We start from the raw sequence: 16,234 nt of genomic DNA, 5'->3' as shown, positions 1-16,234 counted from the left end.
CCTGCCCGTACGACCTCCCAACCGCCCGACGCACGGGAAGGCTCCGCCATGCATTCCGACCCCGCCATCATCGAGCAGCGGCTGGACCGCGTGCTGGGCCAGCGGCTGCGGCCCGCGGTGCACGCCCGGTCCGTGCCGCTGAGCGTCGAGGTGTGGCACGTACCCGGTGAACCCGTCACGGTCGCCGAGGGCCTCGCCGCCGACTACGCGCCCGCGCGGGTCGGCGACCGCTGGGGACCCGCCTGGTCGACCAGCTGGTTCCGCGTCAGCGGCCGGATCCCGCAGGAGTGGGCGGGGCTGCCGGTGGAGGCCGTGGTCGACCTCGGCTTCGGCTTCGCCGACCCGGGATTCTCCGCCGAGGGCCTGGTGCACCGCGCGGACGGCACCGCGGTCAAGGCGCTCAACCCGCGCAACAGCCATGTCCCGGTCGCGGCGGCCGCGGAGGGCGGCGAGCAGGTGGCCTACTACATCGAGGCCGCCGCCAACCCGCTGGTGATGCAGTCCGGGCCCGAGCTGCTGACCTTCCACCCGACGCAGGTCGGCGCCAGGGCCCCGTGGCTGAGCGGCGCGGACGGCCCGGCGGGCGAGCCGCTCTACCAGCTGCGCCGGGCGGATCTGGCGGTCTTCGACCGCGAGGTCTTCGAGCTGGTGCACGACCTGGAGGTGCTGGGCCAGCTCGCGGCCGAGCTGCCGGAGCAGGCGACCCGGCGCTGGCAGGTGCTGCGCACGGTGGAGCGGGCGCTGGACGCGATCGACCTCCAGGACGTCTCCGGCACGGCTGCCGCGGCGCGGGCGGTACTGGCCCCGGCGCTGGCGTCGCCCGCGGGCCCGGCCACGCACCGCATCTCGGCGGTCGGGCACAGCCACATCGACTCCGCGTGGCTGTGGCCGCTGCGGGAGACGGTCCGCAAGGTGGCCCGTACGGTCTCCAACGTCACGCAGCTGATGGACGACCACCCGGGCTTCCGCTTCGTGATGTCGCAGGCCCAGCAGCTCGCCTGGCTCAAGGAACACCGGCCGGACGTCTTCGCGCGGGCGAAGGAGAAGGCGAAGTCCGGGCAGTTCCTGCCGGTCGGCAGCCTGTGGGTGGAACCGGACACCAACATCACCGGCGGCGAGTCGCTGGTGCGCCAGTTCGTCCACGGCAAACGCTTCTACCTGGAGGAGTTCGGCGTCGAGACCGAGGAGATGTGGCTGCCGGACACCTTCGGCTACAACGCGGCCCTCCCCCAGCTCATGAAGCTCGCCGGAGTGCGCTGGTTCCTCACCCAGAAGATCTCCTGGAACACCACCAATGTCTTCCCCCACCACACCTTCTGGTGGGAAGGCATCGACGGCACCCGCATCTTCAGCCACTTTCCCCCCGTCGACACCTACAACAGCGACCTGTCGGGCGCCGAGGTGGCGCGCAGCGAGCGCAACTTCCAGGAGAAGGCGCACACCGACCGCTCGCTCGTCCCGTTCGGCTACGGGGACGGCGGCGGCGGGCCGACCCGGGAGATGATGGCGCGCGCCGACCGGCTGGCGGACCTGGAGGGCTCACCGCGGGTGGCGGTCGAGGCGCCGGCGGACTTCTTCGCGAAGGCCTTCGCGGAGCACACGGACGCGCCGGTGTGGGTGGGCGAGCTGTATCTGGAGTTCCACCGCGGCACGCTGACCAGCCAGCTCGCCACCAAGCAGGGCAACCGGCGCAACGAGCACCTGCTGCGTGAGGCGGAGCTGTGGGCCGCGACGGCCGCGGTGCGCACCGGGGCCCCGTACCCGCACCGGGAGCTGGACGGGCTGTGGAAGACGCTGCTGCTGCACCAGTTCCACGACATCCTGCCGGGCACCTCGATCGCGTGGGTGCACCGGGAGGCCGAGCAGACGCACCGGGAGGTCACGGCCGCGCTGGAGGAGCTGATCGGACGGTCGCTGACGGCGCTGGCCGGGCCGGACGAGGGCGGCGAGGTCGTCTTCAACGCCGCCCCGCACGCCCGGGGCGGTGTGCCCGCACTGGGCGCGGCGCCCCGGTCCGCGCCGCCCGGACGCACTCCGCCGGTCGCGGACGGCGACGGCTTCGTCCTGGACAACGGCCTGGTCCGGATCACGGTCGACGCCCGCGGCCTGGTCACCTCGGCCTACGACATCGCCGCCGGCCGGGAGGCGCTGGCCCCGGGCGCGCCCGCCAACCTGCTCCAGCTGCACCAGGACTTCCCCAACCGCTGGGACGCCTGGGACCTGGACGCCTTCTACCGCAACACCGTGCACGACCTGACCGGGGCCGACGAGGTCGCGGTGGTGGACGGCGGGGTGCGGGTGGTCCGCACGTTCGGCGCGTCGCGGATCGAGCAGCTGCTGACGCTGGAGCGGGGCGCGCGGCGGCTGGACGTGGCGACGACGGTGGACTGGCGGGAGCGGGAGAAGGTGCTCAAGGCGGCCTTCCCGCTGGACGTGCGGGCCGCGCACTCGACCGCGGAGATCCCCTTCGGCCAGGTGGACCGGCCCACGCACGTCAACACCAGCTGGGACGCGGCGAAGTTCGAGGTGTGCGCGCACCGCTACCTGCACGTCGGCGAGCCCGGCTGGGGCGCGGCGCTGGTCAACGACTCCACCTACGGCCACGACGTCACCCGCGACGTACGCCCCGACGGCGGCACGACCACCACCGTACGGCTCACCCTGCTGCGCGCCGCCCGCTTCCCCGACCCGGACGCCGACCAGGGCGTCCACACCCTGCGGTACGCCCTGGTGGTGGGCGTGGAGCCGGGTGACGCGGTACGCGAGGGCTACCACCTGAACCTGCCCGAGCGCGCGGTGCCGGGCAGCGCGGTGGTGGCGCCGCTGGTCGCCCTCGACGAGGAGGGCGTGGTGGTCTCCGCGGTCAAGCTCGCCGACGACGGGTCGGGGGACGTGGTCGTACGCCTCTACGAGGCGCGCGGGCGCCGGGTGGCCGCGCTGCTCACACCGTCGTTCGCGCTCGGCTCCGCGGTGGTGACCGACCTGCTGGAGCGGCCGCTGCCGGACGACGGCAGTTACGAGGTCGCCGGGTCGGGGGTGCGGCTGCGGCTGCGGCCCTTCCAGATCGTCACGCTGCGCCTGACGGTGCGCCGGCCCTGAGACCGGTCGCGGGCGGCGCCGGGCGGAGGGGGCCCGGCGCCGCCCGCGGGCCACCGGCCGTCAGGTGTTCAGCTCCCCCGTCAGCGGGACCCCCCGGGACAGGTGCAGGGTCCCGGCGGTGACCAGCGCGACCCCGGCCAGCTCGGGCAGGATCCACCAGCCGGTGCGGATGTGCTCGGCGTAGACCAGGATCCCCAGCAGCAGGCTCACGGTCGCGTCGCCGAGCGTCAGCGCGGGCTGCGAGGCCGCGATGGACCCGGCCTGCAGCGCGTTCTCCAGCAGGAAGACCGCGGCCACCCCGCACACCGCGAAGCCGTAGGTCTGCCACGACGTCAGGAAGGCGCCGAATCCGTCGTCGGAGAAGGCGTTGGCCGCCGACTTCATGAGCGCGGCCGTCAGCGCGTTGCCGACCGCGGCGGCCGAGCCGAGCAGCGCGGCCCGCGCGGCGCCGGAGCGCCGGTGCCGTGCGGCCGTGACGGCGCAGCCCATCGCCGCCAGGCACAGCGCCAGGGCCGGGATCCAGCGGGCCATCGAGGCCTGCGGGCGCCCGCCGTCCGGCGCGGCGCTCGCGAGCGCGATCACGAGCCCGGCGACCATGCAGGCCACCGAGATCCACCCGGCCCGGGGCAGTGTGCGGTTCAGCACGGGCAGCGCGATCAGCAGGGCGAAGGGCAGCTCCAGGATGAAGACCGGCTGCGCGAGCGCGAGCGGGCCCGCGACCAGGGCGAGCGCCTGGAAGAGCGCGGCCCCGACCACGCCGCCGATGCCCAGCAGCCACACGGGCTGCCGTACCAGGTCCATCATCAGCCGCGGTTTGAGCGCGTCCCCGGCCGGGACCGCCAGCGCGGCCTTGCGCTGGAAGACCGTCCCGGTGGCGTTGCTGGCCGCCCCGATGAGCGCGAAGAGCACGCAGAGCACCAGCAGGGTCGGCCTCCGGTGGCGTCGGGGGCCCGGCGCGGGGGCACCGCCCGGGAGCGCCCGCGGGCGCGGACGTCTGTCGGCCCCAGCATCCAGCGCGCGGGCGCCCGCCGCCGCCACCGGCCGGGCCGACGGGCGGGTCCTTCACCCGTTCGGCGCGGCCGGGGCGGGCCGGGCGGGACGCGTCAGGCGGCGAAGGCGTCCACGCCGGTCAGCTCGGCGGACAGCGCCCACAGCCGGGCGGCCTGCTCGGGATCGACGGCGTAGTCGCGGACACCGGAGCGCGGGCCGCCCCCGGTGGCGGGCACGGCGATGTCGCAGTCCTCCAGGTAGACCCCGCCGAGGCCGTCGAGCTGGGGCGACGTGGCCGCCCACACCTGGGTGGCCGCGCCCTCCTGGGGGGACTTGAACATGCCCGGGTTGAGCACCTTGCCGTCCTCGTCGATCCAGCCGCGCTCGATCATCTCGGACTTCTCCAGGTGGCGCTGGAGCGGGGTGAGGATGCCGCCGGGGTGCAGGGCGAAGGCGCGCACACCGCGGTCGCGGGCCAGCGCGTCGAGCTGCACGGCGAAGAGCACGTTGGCGGTCTTGGCCTGCCCGTAGGCCTCCCACTTGTCGTATCCCTCCTCGAACCAGAGGTCGTCCCAGCGGATCGGCGAGTTGTGGTGGCCGCCCGAGGAGACCGCGACGACCCGGCCGCGGGCCCGCTCGATGGCCGGCCACAGCAGGTTGACCAGGGCGAAGTGGCCGAGGTGGTTGGTGGCGAACTGCGCCTCCCAGCCGGGGCCGACCCGGGTCTCCGGGCAGGCCATGACGGCGGCGCTGTCGATGACGATGTCGAGGTCGCGGCCGGTGGCCAGGAAGCGGTCCGCGAAGGCGCGGACGCTGTCGAGGTCGGCGAGGTCCAGCTCGTCGATCTCCACGCCCGGCAGGCCGGAGAGCGCCTCGCGGGCGGTCTCCGGGCGGCGCGCGGGCACCAGGACGTTCGCACCGGCCTTGACGAGCGAACGGGTGGTCTCCAGGCCGATACCGGAGTAGCCGCCGGTGACCAGGGCGAGCTTGCCGGTCAGGTCGATGCCCTCCAGGACCTCGTCCGCGGTGCTGTGGGCGCCGAAGCCCGAGCCGATCGGTTTCTGCGGTGTAGTCATGCCGTCGAGGCTAGGAGCTGGAGTGCGCTATAGCGCAAGCCCGGCGGTCCGGCGCGGCGCGCGGACCCGTACGGCTCAGCAGTCCGGCCGGAAGGCGCCGACGGTCACCTGGCCGGGGCCTTCCATGCCGGGCACCACGGCCCGCGAGACCGTCAGGCGCCAGCCGCCCCGGTGCAGGGAGGTGTTGACGATGGTGCCGTCGCCGACGGTGGCCGACGGCTCCGAGCGCCGCCAGCCGGCCCGGCCCAGCGCTGCCAGCAACCGGTCCGTCTGCGCGGCCGAGGCCGGCAGCGGCTGGTGGTCGTCGAGGAGGCATTCCGGCGGCGGCACGTGCCGGCTCCAGGACTCGGCGAACATGACGACGAGCCGTACCGTCTCGTCGTCGTGGATGCCCGCCCGGCCGAGCGCGGTGTCGATCTCCGCCCGCACCTCGTCCTTCGTCAGCGGCGGCCCGCCGCTCAGCGCGCTCGCGCCGTCCGCCGCCGTGACCGCGGCGCACAGCACCGCCACCGCGGCTGCCGCCGCGCTCCCCACCCGCATCGCGTCCCCCAGACGTCAGGCGGAGAAGATTACGCGCTCCGCGATCACCGCGCATGCCGGAAAGCCACGGACTGCGAGGGGCCGATGATCACACTAGGCTGAACGGCGGACCCGCGCGGAGGAAAACGCGCAGGCCGCGGACGGGGACGGGGATGCCCATGACAACAGCGGAGAGCACACGCCGATCCGTACTGCTGACCGTCGACGACGATCCGGGGGTCTCCCGGGCGGTAGCCCGTGACCTCCGGCGGCGCTACGGCGAGCGCTACCGGGTGGTGCGCGCCGAGTCCGGCGACTCGGCGCTGGACGCGCTGCGGCAGATGAAGCTGCGCGGCGACCTCGTCGCGGTCATCCTCGCGGACTACCGCATGCCGCACATGAACGGCATCGAGTTCCTCGAACAGGCCATGGACGTCTACCCCGGCGCCCGGCGGATCCTGCTCACCGCCTACGCCGACACGGGCGCGGCGATCGACGCGATCAACGTCGTCGACCTGGACCACTACCTGCTCAAGCCGTGGGACCCGCCGGAGGAGAAGCTCTACCCGGTGGTCGACGACCTGCTGGAGAGCTGGCTGACCTCCGACCACCGCCCGGTGCCGGAGACCAAGGTGATCGGCCACCGCTGGTCGGCGCGCTCCTCCGGGGTGCGTGAGTTCCTGGCCCGCAACCAGATCCCGTACCGCTGGTACCAGTCCGACCAGGCCGAGGGGCGGCGGCTGCTGGACGCCGCGGGGCACGACGGCATGCGGCTGCCGCTGGTCATCGCCCCGGGCGGCGACGTGCTGGTCGAGCCCTCGGACCAGGACCTCGCCTCGCAGGTGGGGCTCGCGACGACGCCCGCCGAGGAGTTCTACGACCTGGTGGTGATCGGCGCCGGGCCCGCGGGCCTGGGCGCGGCGGTCTACGGGGCCTCGGAGGGCCTGAACACGGTGCTGGTGGAGCGCACCGCGACGGGCGGGCAGGCCGGGCAGAGCGCCAGGATCGAGAACTACCTGGGCTTCCCCGACGGTGTCTCCGGCGCCCAGCTCACCGACCGGGCCCGTCGCCAGGCCACCCGCTTCGGGGCCGAGCTGCTGACCGCGTGCGAGGTCACCGGCCTGGAGGTGAGCGGGCCGACGCGCACGGTGCGGTTCGCCGACGGCTCCGCGGTCTCCGCGCAGAGCGTCATCCTCACCACCGGGGTGGCCTACCGGATGCTGGACGTGCCCGGCGTCGCCGACCTGACCGGCCGCGGGGTCTACTACGGCTCGGCGCTGACCGAGGCCGCGGGCTGCGAGGACCAGGACGTCTACATCGTCGGCGGCGCGAACTCCGCGGGACAGGCCGCCGTCTACCTCTCGCGCGGTGCGAAGTCGGTGACGCTGCTGGTGCGCGGGCCCTCGCTGGAGGCGTCCATGTCGCACTACCTGATCCAGCAGATCGCCGCGATCCCCACCATCTCGGTGCGCACCGGCACCGTGGTGGAGGCCGCGCACGGCGAGGACCACCTGGAGGGCCTGACGCTGCGCGACACCGCGACCGGTGGCACGGAAATGGTCGACGCCCAGCGGTTGTTCGTCTTCATCGGTGCGGCGCCGCGCACGGACTGGCTGGACGGCATCGTCCGCCGGGACGGCCACGGCTTCGTGCTCACCGGCCCGGACCTCGCCGCCGAGGGCGAGCGCCCGGCCGGGTGGGAGCCGGACCGGCCCCCGTACCACCTGGAGACCAGCGTGCCGGGGGTCTTCGCGGCGGGCGACGTCCGGGCGGAGTCCGCCAAGCGCGTCGCGTCCGCGGTCGGCGAGGGCGCGATGGCCGTCATGCTCGTACACCGCTACCTGGAGGGGCTGTGACCGCGACGCTGCCGTGCAACCCGGAGGAGCTGCGCTCGCTCTTCCTCTTCGAGCACCTGTCGGACGAGCAGCTGGACCGGCTGTGCGCGTCGGGCCGTATCGAATCCGTCGAGCCCGGCCCGGTCTACGCCGAGGGCGACCCGGCCACGTGCTTCTACGTGCTGCTGGAGGGCACGGTGGTGACCTCGCGGCGGGTCGGCACGGACGACGTGGAGGTCAACCGCACCTCGATGCGCGGTGTCTACGCGGGCGCCTTCCAGGCCTACCTGGGCGACCGGGTGCCGCAGCTCTACACCAACTCGCTGCGGGTGACCCAGCCGTCCCGCTTCTTCGTGCTGGCCGCCGACGAGTTCGCGGGCATCGTCCGCGAGTGGTTCCCGATGGCGGTGCACCTGCTGGAGGGTCTGTTCTTCGGCAACCAGACCTTCCAGCAGGTCGTCAGCCAGCGCGAGCGGCTGCTCGCGCTGGGCTCGCTGTCGGCCGGTCTGACGCACGAGCTGAACAACCCGGCCGCCGCCGCACTGCGCGCCACCTCCGCGCTGCGCGACCGGGTGGCCGGGATGCGCAGCAAGCTGAAGGTCCTGGCCGGCGGCCCCTACCGGCAGTCCGACCTGGAGACGCTGATCCAGGTGCAGGAGCGGGCCGTCGAGCGGATCGCCAAGGCCCAGGAGCTGAGCCCGCTGGAGACCTCCGACCAGGAGGACGCGGTCGCCGACTGGCTGGACGCGCACGGCATCCGCGGCGGCTGGGACCTCGCCCCGGTCTTCGTCCAGGCCGGGCTCGACGAGGAGTGGCTGGAGCAGGTCGCGGCGGCGGTGGACGCCGAGCTGCTGGAGAGCGCGGTGCGGTGGCTCAACTACACCGTCGAGACCGAGCTGCTCATGAACGAGATCGAGGACTCCACGACCCGGGTGTCGGGCCTGGTCAACGCCGCCCGGCAGTACTCGCAGCTGGACCGGGCGCCCTTCCAGGTGGTCGACATCCACGAGCTGCTGGACAGCACGCTCCAGATGCTCGCCGGGAAGATCGGGCCCGAGGTGCGGGTGGTGCGGGAGTTCGACCACTCGCTGCCGCGGATCCCCGCCTACCCCGGTGAGCTCAACCAGGTCTGGACGAATCTGATCGACAACGCGGTCTCCGCGATGGACGGCTCGGGCACGCTCACCGTGCGCACCTCGCGCGACCACGGCAGGCTGGTGGTGGACTTCCTGGACACCGGTCCGGGGGTCCCGGCGGAGATCCGGCAGCGGATCTTCGAGCCGTTCTTCACAACCAAGCCGGTGGGCCAGGGCACCGGGCTCGGGCTCGACATCTCCTGGCGGATCGTGGTCAACAAGCACCACGGTGACCTGGACGTCGAGTCGGAACCGGGCAACACCCGCTTCCGGGTCCGGCTGCCGCTCACCGCCCAGTCCCCCGACGCCGAGGAGGCCGCCTCATGACCACCCCACCCACCCCGGGCATCGACCCGTCGGTCCCGCCGAGCGGCGACGGCTGCGCGGAATGCGACCAGACCGGCGGCTGGTGGCTGCACCTGCGCAGGTGCGCGTCCTGCGGCCACGTCGGCTGCTGCGACAGCTCCCCGGCGCAGCACGCGAGCGCGCACGCGGCGGCCACGGGCCACGACGTCATCCGCTCGTACGAGCCGGGCGAGGACTGGTTCTGGAACTACCGCACTGAGAGCTACGTCGAGGACGGCCCCGACCTGGCCCCGCCCCAGAGCCACCCCACCGCCCAGCCCACCCCCGGCCCCGCCGGGCGCGTCCCGGAAGGCTGGCGCTCGCAGCTGCACTGAGGCCTTCCCCGGCGGTACGGGTGCCGCGCCCGGCGGACGGGCGCCGAGGGGCGCGGGGACCAGCTCGACAAGCGGGGCCGCCGGTCAGGCGTCGCGTCCCTTGAGGGACACCGCCCCGGCGGCCAGCCCCGCCGCGGCCCAGGCCGCGAGGACGCCGAGCCCGGCGTAGGGGCCGATCGGGTCCCGGGCTCCGGGGAGCGTGGACTGGACCGCGAGCCCGGCCGTCATCGGCCCCACCCGCTGGAGCCGCTCGTACCACACCGGGTCCGACACCACGGACGCGATGATCGGGAAGAGGTAGAGCAGCCCGAGCACGGCGCCCACCGCGGCCGCGGAGTCGCGTACCGCGGTGGCCACACCCAGCGCGAGCAGGGCGACCAGCACCAGGTACGCGACCGACCCGGCGGCGGCCCTGAGCACCGGGCCGTGCGCGGCCGAGAAGCCGGTGAAGCCGTGTCCGGGCAGGATGAGCAGGGCCGCGAGCAGCGAGCCGCCCACGGCGACGGTCCCGGCGGCGAGCACGATGCCGCCGAGCACCGCCGCCTTCGCCGTGAGGACCGTGCCCCGGCGCGGCACCGCCGCCAGGGTCACCCGGATCATCCCGGTGCCGTACTCCGCTCCGATGAGCAGCACGGCGAGCACCGCGACCCCGGCCTGGCCGGCCTGCACGCCGGCCAGGCCGACCTTCGCCGGGTCCTGCCCGCACACCGCGCCGGGCGCGGCCCCGCAGTGCACCGCCGCCGCGCTCGCCACGCCCACGGCCACCGTGCCGACCGCGACCGCGGCCGCCAGCCACAGCAGGCCCGGCAGCGTACGGACCTTCGTCCACTCGGCGCGCACCGCCTGCGAGAGCGCGCTCACGCGTCCCTCCGCCGCAGCCGTACGGCGGCGAGGCCGGTCGCGACGGCGGCGTAACCGCACAGCACGGCGAATCCGGCCCAGGGGGCGAGCGGGAAGTACCCGTCTCCGGGCGAGTAGTCCGCGGTCACCTGCGCGTACTGGTGGGCGCTCTGCTGGACGGCGAAGGCCGCGGCCGGGGTGACGCGGGTGAGCCAGCGGGACGGGCCGGTGGGCAGCATCCCGGAGACCGCGAGGATGTAGGGCACCACGATGGCGACCACGACCGCGGTGACCGCGCCCGCGCTGCGCCGCAGCAGCGTGCCGACGGCGAGCGCCAGGACGCCGGTGACGGCGAAGAGCCCCGCGGTGCCGAGGACGATCCGCAGCTCGGTCCCGGCCGACAGGTGGTGGAGGGCGAAGTGCTTGTGCTTCTCGACCGCCCCGACGAGCGGCACCGCCACCAGCGCGGCGACCAGCCCGGTGACGAAGCACAGCCCGCCGACGACGGCGGCCTTGGCCGCGAGTACCCGGCCGCGCCGGGGCGCGGCGGCGAAGGTGGTGCGGATCAGCCCGCGGCGGTATTCGGCGGTGACCGACATCGCGGCCACGACCGTCACCACGACCAGCCCGGCGAAGGCACCGATGAGGCTGTCCTCGACGGACTTGCCGGGCTCGTCGCGGCCGTGCACCAGCGGGGCCACGTCCCCGCTGCCGGTGAGCGTGTAGGTGCCGCCGGACTGCCGGTAGCCCAGGTCGGGGTTCTTGTCGGGACCGCCGTCTGCGCCGACGGTGTCGCCGGTCCACGCGCCGGTCCGGTCACCGCCCGCGGCGCCCCGCACGGTGACCGAGTCGAAGGAGGCGGTCGCGGTGCTGGGGCCGCCGTCCACCGAACTGCCGTTCAGCGAGCGGCTGGTGACGACGTACTCGGGCGAGGTGGTGAAGAGCCCGATCTGCACGGTGGCCGGGAGCCCGGCCGGGCGGGCCGTGCCGATCCGCGTCCAGTGGATGCCGTCGGTGGAGTCGTAGCCGGTGAGGGTGCCGCCGCTGCGGGTCAGCCGCAGCCACCGCGGGGAGTCCGCGGTGACCTTGCCGGGCAGGCCCGCCGTGTCGTGGGTGAAGTCGTACTGCATGCGCACGCCGTGCGCGCCGGTGAGCGCGACGGCCGCGTACGCCGAGCCCGGCTTCGTACCGTCCTTGACGATGACCCCGGCCTTGGCCCAGGGCTGCACGCCCGAGGCGAGCCCACCGCCGCCGCTTCCCGGTCCGGCGTGGCCCTCGGGCGCGTACTGGCCGGTGAGCGAGGTGATCCGGGCGGTGACCGAGCCGTCGCCGGTCAGCGGGCGGTGCACGAAGGTCAGGGCGTCGCGGACCTCGACACCGCCGGGACCGGTGAGCGCGGTGTGGTCGCACGCGCCGCCGTCGGGGCCGTTGCAGACGATGCTGCTGCCCGCCGCGCCGAGCAGGCCCACGGCGACGGTGACGACGGCGGCGGTGACGAGACCGGCGACCCAGCCGCGTACCGTGCGGAATTTGGTGAACTCCGCGTGCAGCAGCCGCAGGAAGCCGTCCCGGCCGGGGGCCTGCGGGGAGCGGTACGGGGTGGTGGTCACGGGCGCGGGGGCGGTCACAGCGCACCTCCGGACCGGAACTCCACGGCGTCGCGGGTCAGTTCCATGTACGCCTCCTCCAGCGTGGCACGGTGCGCGCTCACTTCGGAGAAGGGCAGGCCGGCCCGTCCGAGCAGCGCGGTGACCTGCTCGGCGGCCAGACCGGCGACGGTGAGCGTGTCGCCGCCGGTCGCCGCGACGGTGGCGCCGGCCTGCGCGAGCAGGGTCATGGCGCGGACGCGTTCGTTGGTGCGCAGCCCGACCCGGTCGCCGGAGGCCGCCGCGATCAGTTCGGCGACCCCGGTGTCGGCTATGACCCGGCCGCGGCCGACGACCACCAGGTGGTGGGCGGTGTCCTGGAGTTCGCTCATCAGATGGCTGGACACCAGCACCGCACGGCCCTCGGCGGCGAGCGCGCGCAGCAGGCCGCGCATCCACACGATGCCTTCGGGGTCCATGCCGTTGAAGGGCTCGTCCATGACGAGCACCGGCGGATCGCCGAGCAGCGCGGCGGCGATGCCGAGCCGCTGGCGCATGCCCAGCGAGAAGCCCCCGGCCTTGCGGCGGGCCACCTGTTCCAGGCCCGCCAGGGCGATGACCTCGTCGACGCGGCGCGCGGGCAGACCCTGCGAGTGCGCGAGCCACAGCAGGTGCCCGCGGGCGCTGCGGCTGGGCTGGAGCGCGCCCGCGTCGAGCAGCGATCCGACGTGGGCGAGGGGGTTGCGCAGCTCGCGGTAGGGGCGGCCGGCGACCAGGGCGGTGCCGGAGTCGGCGGCGTCCAGGCCGAGGACCACGCGCATGGTGGTGGACTTGCCCGCGCCGTTGGGCCCGACGAAGCCGGTGATCCGCCCGGGGGCGACGGTGAACGTCATCCCGTCCAGTGCCGGTGCCGCCCCGAACCGCTTGTGCAGTTCGCGGACTTCGATGGTTGCTTCCATGACGGACGAGGCTAGGCAGCCGCGGGCCGCGGCGCGTCACGCGGCGGAGCGGTCCTCGGCGTACCGTCGCGGTGGTACGCCGGACGGGTGGTGTCCCCCCTGAGATGTACGGCGGAGTCCCTGGCCAGGAGGACGCGCCGGGTGCGGACTTGCGGGGAGAATGCCGGTGTGAGGCCGAAAGACACCACGTGGGTCGGGGAGTTCGCGGCGTCGCCACGGGCTCCGGCGGTCCTGGCGGCGCTGCTCGCCGCTGCCGCGGTCGCGGAGGCGGCGGTGCGGGTCGCGGTGACGGGCGGTCACGGGCGCTCCCCGGCGTTCGCGCTGCTGGTGGTGGCGCTGCTGGCGCTCGCGACGACGGTGCCGCCGGTGTTCCTGTCCGCGCCGCCCGCCGCGGTCGTGGCGGCGGCCGCCGCGGTGCTGTCCCTCACCGCGTTCGGCACCTTCACGGCCGCCGGGGCGGTGGCGGTGCCGCTCGCCCTGCACCGGCTCGCCGCAGGGGCGCAGGCCGGGGGCGGCGCCCGGGTGGGCCTCGCGGTGGGGCTGGCCGTGCTCCTGCCGGTGGTCGCGCTGTGCGACCCGCGGCTCGCGGGGGAGGCGCGGGTGCTGGCGCTGCTGGCCGCGTCCGCCGCGCCGGGCGCCGCGTGGGCCGGGGCCGCACGGGCGGCACGCGCCGAGGCCAGGGTGCACAGCGCGGCCCGGCAGATCACCGCGCGCAGCCTGCTGGAGCACACCGCGCGCGGCGAACGGGCCCGAATAGCCCGGGAGTTGCACGACGTGGTGGCGCACCACATCTCGATGATCGCGGTCCAGGCCGAGACCGCGCGGCTGACCACACCCGGGATGCCGCCCGCGGGCGCGCAGCGGCTGTCGGACATCGGCGACACCGCGCGCGCCGGGCTGACCGAGATGCGCCGGCTGCTCGGGGTGCTGCGGCAGGACGCCGAGGTGGACACCGCCGAGCGCCGTCCGCAACCGGGCCTCCAGCAGCTCACCGAGCTGGTCGACGAGGCCCGGGGCGCCTCGGGCGCCGGTGTGCGGCTCATCGTGTCCGGCCCGGCGGCGGCGCTGGACCCGGGGGTGGAGCTGGCGGCCTTCCGTATCGTCCAGGAAGCGCTCACCAACGTGCGCCGGCACGCCCGGGGCGCCGCGGTGGACGTGGAACTGCACTACGGGGAGGACGCGTTGCGGCTGCGGGTGCGCGACAACGGGCCGGGGCCGCGGCCCGCGCCGGGCGGCGCCGAGGGGCCCGGCGGGCACGGGCTGCCCGGGATGCGGGAGCGCGCGGCCGCGGCGGGCGGCACGCTGAGCTGCGGGCGGGCGCCGGGCGGCGGCTTCGTGGTGGAGGCCTCGCTGCCGGTGGCCGCGGAGGTGCTGCGGTGAGCGCCGCTCCCCCGCCGCCGGTGCGGGTCCTCGTCGCGGACGACCACCAGGTGGTGCGGACGGGCTTCGCGGCGCTGCTGGACACCCAGCGGGACTTCACCGTCGTCGGCACCGCGTGCGACGGGGCCGAGGCGGTGGCCGCGTGCGCGGAGCTGGCGCCCGACGTCGTGCTGATGGACATCCGGATGCCGGTGCTCGACGGCATCGAGGCGACCCGGCGGCTGACGGCCGTGGAGGGCGCCGCGCCGCGGGTGCTCGTGCTGACGACGTTCGACCTGGACGCGTACGTGTACGACGCGCTGTGCGCCGGGGCGAGCGGCTTCCTGCTCAAGGACGTCACGGCGGAGCGTCTCTTCGAGGCGGTGCGGGTCGTCGCGGCGGGCGAGGCGCTGCTCGCGCCGGGCGTGACGCGGCGGCTGATCGCCGAGTTCGCCCGGCTCCGCCCGGCCGCCGCACCCGGCTCCCCCGACTCGCCCGGCTCCCCCGCCGCCCGGCCGTCCTCCGAGCTGGCCGCGCTCACCCCGCGCGAGACGCAGGTGCTGCAGCTGGTGGCGCAGGGCCTGTCCAACGCGGAGCTGGCCGCGCAGCTGACGGTCACGGAGGAGACCGTGAAGACGCATGTGAGCCGCATCCTGGCCAAGCTCGGGCTGCGCGACCGCACCCAGGCCGTCGTCATGGCGTACGAGACGGGGCTGGTCACGCCGTCGGGCCGGTGAGACCCCCGCTCAGCCGGGGTCCGGCCCCGGCCCGGACCGGTCGCGGAAGGGCGGGACGGGCGGGCCCTCGGGGAGCAGTTCGATGATCACGAAGGCGGTCACGGCCGCCAGCACCACCACCGGCAGCGAGCCGGTGTACCCCAGCAGCAGCGCCACCAGCACCACCGTGCTCACCGGCAGCCGCATGGCCGCCGCCGCCGCGGCGGCCATGCCCGCCGCGGTAGCGGGCACGACGCCGAAGCCGGGCAGGGGCGCGAGCAGCACCCCGAAGGCCGCGCCGAGGAAGAGCGACGGGAAGATCGGCCCGCCGCGCAGGCTGCCGAGGCTGATCGCGTAACCGGCCGATTTGAAGACCAGCACCGCGACCAGCGCGCCCACCGACCACGCGTGCGGGTGCGCCGCCAGGTCCGGCAGCGTGGACTGCCCGGACAGCGCCACGTCGGTCGGCGACCGGCCGGTGATGCCGGTGTACGCCGCGGCGCAGCACCCCATGGCGAGCGCGGCCAGCAGCGTGTTGCGCAGCGGGTGGGCGACGACCAGGATCGCGGTGCGGCGCCCGGCGAGCATGACGTAGTGGATCACCACCGCGATGAGCGCGGCCATCAGCACCGACCACACCACGTCTCCGGCGTCCAGCAGCGGCGGCGCGGGCAGGCCGATCTCCAGGCTGCCGGTCTTCAGCCCGGTCCAGTGGCCGAAGCCGGTGAAGACGATCGCGCCGACACCGCTGGACAGCAGCGCGGGCAGCATGACGGCGAAGAGCCGGGGCCCGCCGACCCCGGCGACCTCCATCAGCATCACGGCGGCCACCAGCGGGTTGCCGAAGATCGCGGCGATGGCCGCGGCGGCGCCGGCCGCGCCGACCAGCGCGGTGCTCGCCTCCGTCGCGGGGGCGCGGGCCAGGTCCCGGAAGAGCAGCGCCAGGCCGCCGCCGAGCGCGATGAGCGGTGCCTCGGGCCCGAGCACGACGCCGAAGGGCAGACAGCACAGCGCGGCGAGCACGACGCCCGGCAGCGACGCCGGGGTGGAGCTGCCGGAGTGCAGGCCGGCCACCGGGACGTGCCCGCCGCGGCCGGGGAAGCGCAGCACCACCAGGGCGGTGCCCGCGCCCGCCACGACCGCCCCGGCCAGCGACCACCACCACGGGGCGCGGTCGTACCCGAGGTCGTGCGGCCACTGTGTCCAGATCAGGTGCTGGAGCTCGTGCAGCGCGGCCAGGAACCAGAAGGCGACGAGCGACACCGGGATGCCGATCACCCCGCTGAAGACCAGCGCCCGCCGGTACTGCGGCCGGCGCAGCATGTCCCGCAGCGCGTCGGCCTCCTTCGGCTGGCTGCCGGGGGCTCCCCCGGCCGGGGCGCCGGGGGCGGGGGCCGGGGCGGCCGGGGTCTGCTCGCTGATGGGTCGCCTCCTGGCTC

At 75.1% G+C, this 16,234-nt stretch carries 13 protein-coding genes; 6 read left to right on the top strand and 7 right to left on the bottom strand.

Annotated features, from left to right (window positions below; all coding sequences use genetic code 11):
- The first annotated feature begins 48 nt into the window (after window positions 1-48).
- Window positions 49-3,099, top strand: a complete 3,051-nt coding sequence (locus ACH4PY_RS27655; RefSeq protein WP_398188484.1) for an alpha-mannosidase — start codon at window positions 49-51, stop codon at window positions 3,097-3,099.
- Between the two features lie 60 nt (window positions 3,100-3,159).
- On the opposite strand, the gene ACH4PY_RS27650 is transcribed toward ACH4PY_RS27655, so the two are convergent.
- From ACH4PY_RS27650 to ACH4PY_RS27640, 3 genes are all read right to left on the bottom strand, one after another.
- Window positions 3,160-4,023, bottom strand: a complete 864-nt coding sequence (locus ACH4PY_RS27650; protein ID WP_398188622.1) for a DMT family transporter — start codon at window positions 4,021-4,023, stop codon at window positions 3,160-3,162.
- A gap of 179 nt (window positions 4,024-4,202) precedes the next feature.
- A complete protein-coding gene (locus ACH4PY_RS27645) occupies window positions 4,203-5,165 on the bottom strand; it encodes an SDR family NAD(P)-dependent oxidoreductase (protein ID WP_398188481.1) in 963 nt (320 codons plus the stop codon).
- Window positions 5,166-5,240: 75 nt separating this feature from the next.
- Window positions 5,241-5,705 carry a hypothetical protein gene (locus tag ACH4PY_RS27640; protein WP_398188478.1) on the bottom strand — a complete coding sequence of 155 codons (465 nt, stop codon included), beginning with the start codon at window positions 5,703-5,705 and terminating at the stop codon, window positions 5,241-5,243.
- Window positions 5,706-5,863: 158 nt separating this feature from the next.
- On the opposite strand from ACH4PY_RS27640, the gene ACH4PY_RS27635 reads away from it, so the two are divergent.
- Genes ACH4PY_RS27635 through ACH4PY_RS27625 form a run of 3 tightly spaced genes read left to right on the top strand, consistent with a single transcriptional unit; the run spans window position 5,864 to window position 9,335 of the window.
- Window positions 5,864-7,540 (top strand): FAD-dependent oxidoreductase, encoded by a 1,677-nt coding sequence (locus tag ACH4PY_RS27635; protein ID WP_398188476.1) that lies wholly within the window; start codon window positions 5,864-5,866, stop codon window positions 7,538-7,540.
- Entirely contained in the window at window positions 7,537-8,982 is a 1,446-nt protein-coding gene (locus ACH4PY_RS27630) for an ATP-binding protein (protein WP_398188474.1), read from the top strand. The genes ACH4PY_RS27635 and ACH4PY_RS27630 overlap by 4 nt, the downstream gene beginning before the upstream one ends.
- Window positions 8,979-9,335, top strand: coding sequence for a UBP-type zinc finger domain-containing protein (locus ACH4PY_RS27625; protein ID WP_398188471.1), 357 nt, complete (start codon window positions 8,979-8,981; stop codon window positions 9,333-9,335). The genes ACH4PY_RS27630 and ACH4PY_RS27625 overlap by 4 nt, the downstream gene beginning before the upstream one ends.
- Window positions 9,336-9,419: 84 nt before the next feature.
- Here ACH4PY_RS27625 and ACH4PY_RS27620 read toward each other — a convergent pair whose 3' ends face one another.
- Genes ACH4PY_RS27620 through ACH4PY_RS27610 form a run of 3 tightly spaced genes read right to left on the bottom strand, consistent with a single transcriptional unit; the run spans window position 9,420 to window position 12,720 of the window.
- On the bottom strand, window positions 9,420-10,196 hold the full coding sequence (locus ACH4PY_RS27620) for an ABC transporter permease (protein ID WP_398188468.1): 777 nt from the start codon (window positions 10,194-10,196) through the stop codon (window positions 9,420-9,422).
- Window positions 10,193-11,803: an ABC transporter permease subunit gene (locus tag ACH4PY_RS27615; protein ID WP_398188465.1), complete on the bottom strand. Its 1,611-nt coding sequence runs from the start codon at window positions 11,801-11,803 to the stop codon at window positions 10,193-10,195. Before ACH4PY_RS27615 ends, ACH4PY_RS27620 begins: the two co-directional genes overlap by 4 nt.
- Window positions 11,800-12,720: an ABC transporter ATP-binding protein gene (locus tag ACH4PY_RS27610; RefSeq protein ID WP_398188462.1), complete on the bottom strand. Its 921-nt coding sequence runs from the start codon at window positions 12,718-12,720 to the stop codon at window positions 11,800-11,802. Before ACH4PY_RS27610 ends, ACH4PY_RS27615 begins: the two co-directional genes overlap by 4 nt.
- A 168-nt stretch (window positions 12,721-12,888) precedes the next feature.
- On the opposite strand from ACH4PY_RS27610, the gene ACH4PY_RS27605 reads away from it, so the two are divergent.
- A complete protein-coding gene (locus ACH4PY_RS27605; protein ID WP_398188459.1) occupies window positions 12,889-14,100 on the top strand; it encodes a sensor histidine kinase in 1,212 nt (403 codons plus the stop codon).
- Entirely contained in the window at window positions 14,097-14,816 is a 720-nt protein-coding gene (locus ACH4PY_RS27600; RefSeq protein WP_398188456.1) for a response regulator, read from the top strand. Before ACH4PY_RS27605 ends, ACH4PY_RS27600 begins: the two co-directional genes overlap by 4 nt.
- Before the next feature lie 9 nt (window positions 14,817-14,825).
- Here the strand turns inward: ACH4PY_RS27600 and ACH4PY_RS27595 are convergent, their stop codons facing one another.
- Window positions 14,826-16,118, bottom strand: a complete 1,293-nt coding sequence (locus ACH4PY_RS27595) for a chloride channel protein (protein ID WP_398188453.1) — start codon at window positions 16,116-16,118, stop codon at window positions 14,826-14,828.
- Window positions 16,119-16,234 lie beyond the last annotated feature (116 nt).

The sequence above is a fragment of the Streptomyces sp. NPDC021224 genome (genome assembly GCF_044332905.1).
Lineage (GTDB): Bacteria > Actinomycetota > Actinomycetes > Streptomycetales > Streptomycetaceae > Actinacidiphila.
This window is presented reverse-complemented; position numbering and strand designations above follow the sequence as displayed.